4 protein-coding genes are annotated in these 3911 nt (G+C 26.5%); all 4 read left to right on the top strand.

Going from position 1 to position 3911, the window contains the following annotated elements:
* The first annotated feature begins 156 nt into the window (after window positions 1–156).
* The 4 genes from KGF50_RS20650 (at window position 157) to KGF50_RS20635 (ending at window position 3853) form a co-directional block, all read left to right on the top strand.
* A complete protein-coding gene (locus KGF50_RS20650) occupies window positions 157–837 on the top strand; it encodes a DUF881 domain-containing protein (RefSeq protein WP_227849796.1) in 681 nt (226 codons plus the stop codon).
* Window positions 838–865: 28 nt separating this feature from the next.
* Window positions 866–2209, top strand: coding sequence for a GspE/PulE family protein (locus KGF50_RS20645; RefSeq protein ID WP_255655075.1), 1344 nt, complete (start codon window positions 866–868; stop codon window positions 2207–2209).
* Window positions 2210–2365: 156 nt separating this feature from the next.
* The gene (locus KGF50_RS20640) at window positions 2366–3451 is read left to right on the top strand and encodes a type II secretion system F family protein (protein WP_227849794.1); all 1086 of its coding nucleotides are present in this window, start codon (window positions 2366–2368) and stop codon (window positions 3449–3451) included.
* Between the two features lie 51 nt (window positions 3452–3502).
* Entirely contained in the window at window positions 3503–3853 is a 351-nt protein-coding gene (locus tag KGF50_RS20635; RefSeq protein WP_227849793.1) for a prepilin-type N-terminal cleavage/methylation domain-containing protein, read from the top strand.
* Window positions 3854–3911 lie beyond the last annotated feature (58 nt).

The raw sequence follows: 3911 nt of genomic DNA, 5'->3' as shown, positions 1-3911 counted from the left end.
GAATTGGTAAGACATATTTTAGTATGCAAAATTCTATGAAGCAGGAACCCTGTGACTTTAGTCATGGGAGGTTCAGATAATAAGCATATGTAAATGTTTAATATTTAATTAAAGAAAATTATCATATAAAAATAAATTTGTAAGGAGTAATACAGTATGAAAAAACAATATGTGTTTATAATACTAGCAAGTACTATTTTAGGTATGCTTGTTGGAACCATATTTAGAGATTATAGCAATGAAGAAACAGTTTATACAAGTAAGGATAAGTCAATAAGAAAAGAAATAAGAATAACAAGAAAATCTATAAAAGAACTGGCAAAAGAGAAAGATAAATTAGATAAAGAAATTAATTCAATGAAGAAAAATCAAAAGAATTCTGATGAAATCTCTAAAATAGAAAGTCTTAGGGAGAGTCTTTCATATTCAGATGTAAATGGTAGCGGAATAGTATTAAGTATAGATGCCATAGATGAAAAAACAGGAAACATTGCCAATAGCATAGACTACAATAAAATCCTTGTGAAAGTCATAAATGAATTAAAAGCAAATGGAGGAAAATACATAGAAATAAATGGTCAAAGAATTAATCAGTACTCAGAAGTTGTACTTGCAGGTAGCCATATAAATATAAATGGAGTTCCAGTAGCACAACCATATGAAATAAAATGTATTGGTGATAAAGATAAACTATCTAGTTACATAGATAAAGGTAGTAAATATTTAGATAGTGTACAAAGTACTTATCCAATGAAAGTTAGTATAAAAGCTGAAGAAAATATCTCTATGAAAAAACTGAAAATACCTAATAAATTAAAGTATATAAAGGGTGATTAAGATTATATTAGAGGAAAGCAGTTTGCCAATGTTAATACCAGAAAAGCTCGCAAAAAAGTATAATGTATTTCCAGTAGAATTTCAAGATGATAATCTAGTAGTAGAAATAGAAGATGAAGATATATATGCACTACAAGACTTGAGATTAGCAACGGGGAAAGAAATTATATTAAAAAAAGAAAGAAGAGAACTTATAAGTGAGAAGATAGAAAAATATTACAATAATTTTGAACTTGATGAAAATTATGCAAAAAGATTATTTGAAAATCTTATAGATAAAGCTATAAAAGAGAACGCAAGTGATATACATATAGAACCATTTAAAGAACATTTGATAGTTAGAATGAGAGTTGATGGAGAGTTAAAAGAAATATCAAAGTTTTTAATAGATGTTTATCCAGCATTAGCTACAGTTGTTAAATTAAAAGCTTCAATGGACATAACAGAAAAAAGACTTCCTCAAGATGGAAGAGTAGACATAAAATTAGATGATAGCTTAATTGACATTAGAGTTTCATCAATCCCAACTGTATATGGTGAAAAAATTGTTTTGAGAATACTTAATAGAGATGCTTTTTTAAAAGATAAATCAGAACTTGGATTTTCAGAAGAAGCGATAAACTCTATAAATCGTATAATAAGTAAAAGAGCTGGAATATTATTAGTGACAGGACCTACAGGGAGCGGAAAGACTACTACAGTATATTCCTTACTAAATGATTTAAAGGGCATAAATAAAAATATAATGACTATAGAAAATCCAGTAGAATACAAGATGGATGGAATAAGTCAGATACAAGTAAATTCAAAAATAGGGTTGAGTTTTGATGTAGGTCTTAGAGCTATATTAAGACAAGACCCAGATATAATAATGGTTGGAGAAATAAGAGATGCAGAAACGGCTAAGATAGCAGTAAGAGCTGCTATAACAGGACATTTAGTTATAAGCACTTTGCATACTAATGATGCAGTATCTTCTATAGCTAGACTATTGGAAATGCAAATTCCACCATACCTTTTAAATGCATCTCTTATAGGTGTGATATCTCAAAAATTAGTTAGAAAAGTTTGTAATCATTGTAGTCATGATATTATGATAAAAGATGATTTTAGTGGAGATGTAAATACTAAAGTAGCTGTAGGTTGTGAGAGATGTAATGATAAAGGTTATTTTGGTAGAACAGCAATTTATGAAATTTTAGAAATTAATGATGATATAAAAACATGTATAAGGGATATGAAAGATTCTAGTATTGTTAAAGAAGTAGCAAGAAAAAATGGAATGATAACATTTGAAGATAGCTGTAAAAGGCTAATAAATGAAAAAATAACAACATTAGAAGAATGTTTAGTGGTAAATGAAATAATTTAATTCAATTCAATAGTACAACTAAACTTTATACAATCGATTTTAATTAAAAGTCTCGATTGTAAATCGTATCTAGATAAAATAAAATTAACATATTAAATTAGAAAATATCGAGCTTATTTAATTATAATTAATATAATTTGGAAGGAATTATAATACATGAAATCATCTAAAAGTATATTTTATAATTTAGACAAGATTCACTTAGTATTAAACAAGATTAGCAATAAAGAGCTTAGAGTAATTTGCAAAGAGATAGGTATTTTACTAGAATCTGGATGTGAAATTACAAAGATATTTCAAATTATTGAAGGACAATCTAGCAAAAAAGTAAAAAGTTTGTTTAATACAGTATCAAATCATATTCAAAAGGGGAATTCCATAGCAGAATCATTTCAAATCACAGGAACATTTTCTAAATTTTTTATAAGTATGATAAAAGCAGGAGAAACTAGTGGAAACTTAGATGTAATAATGAGCGATTTATCTAATTATTATGATAAAGAATATAAATTAAAAACAAAAATAATAACTATTTTAATCTATCCAATGATACTTATCATATTATCTATAATATCAATAATATTTATCTTTATATTTGTGATACCAAATTTTCAGGTGGTTTTTGCCAGTAATGGGATTGAACCACCTTTCGTAACTAAGGTTTTAATAGGAATTTCTATAATAGTCACAAATCATCTAGGTTATTTAATACTTAGTTTTATATTGATTTTAATAGGAACGATTTATTTCTTTATAATGAATAATGACCTAAAAAAATTAATTAATTCATTTAAATTCAAAATACCTTTTTTAAAAGGAGTTAATCAATTAGTAGCTACAACCAGATTTTCAAGAGCATTGTCTATTTTACTTAGTAGTGGAATACAAATAGTGGATGCAATAGACATGTCAGCAAGTGTCATAGATAATGAATTCATTTATGAGAGACTAAAGATTTCTAATAATTATATAAAAAAAGGAAATAGTATAGGTAAGTCTTTGAATCTAGCAAATATTTTTCCTAAGCTATTTGTTTCAATGGCAAATACAGGTGAAGAAAGTGGAAAACTAGATAAGAGTCTAGATGTAATAAACAGATTTTATGAAAATGAATTAAATAATAAGATAGAGCAGATAATGAAATTTGTAGAGCCTGTAATAATTGTACTCATGGGATTGATTGTTGGAGCTTTTATTTTATCAATGGTTATCCCCATGTTTGATGCAATTACTAGTTTCTAATATAAAAATAAATTTTACTAAATAAAACTTTTAAAAGGAGAGAAAATTTAATTGATAAATAAAAAACGAAAAGGGTTTACACTTGTTGAAATGATTGTAGTAGTAACAATTTTAGGCGTTATATCTAGTATAGCATTAGTTAAATATGGTAAAGTTCAAGAAAGCGCAAAGATGAATGCAGACTATACAAATGCAGCTAATATAGTAACCGCAGCTAGTATGGCTATTAATGATGATGAAAATATAGCAGAATCTCTAAGCGTAGAATCACTTAAAGAAAAAGGTTATTTAAGTACTGTTCCAGTTCCTCAAAGTACATCAGGTAGGTTTGAACTTGTTATAAGTGATAATGGTACAGATATAAGTGTAAATGTAAATTCAAAACAATTTTATCCAAGATAATATTTATTTTTATGTGTCTTTAGTATCAAATTATAAAGATATTTTTAGTATTTAATTG

The organism is Clostridioides sp. ZZV15-6598 (genome assembly GCF_020657705.1).
GTDB classification, from domain to species: domain Bacteria; phylum Bacillota; class Clostridia; order Peptostreptococcales; family Peptostreptococcaceae; genus Clostridioides; species Clostridioides difficile_F.
This window is presented reverse-complemented; position numbering and strand designations above follow the sequence as displayed.

Bases quoted from the DNA above. Each gene is read 5' to 3' on its own strand.
- KGF50_RS20645 (WP_255655075.1), top strand. From the start codon at position 866: ATGTTAATACCAGAAAAGCTCGCAAAAAAGTATAATGTATTTCCAGTA.
- KGF50_RS20640 (WP_227849794.1), top strand. From the start codon at position 2,366: ATGAAATCATCTAAAAGTATATTTTATAATTTAGACAAGATTCACTTA.
- KGF50_RS20650 (WP_227849796.1), top strand. From the start codon at position 157: ATGAAAAAACAATATGTGTTTATAATACTAGCAAGTACTATTTTAGGT.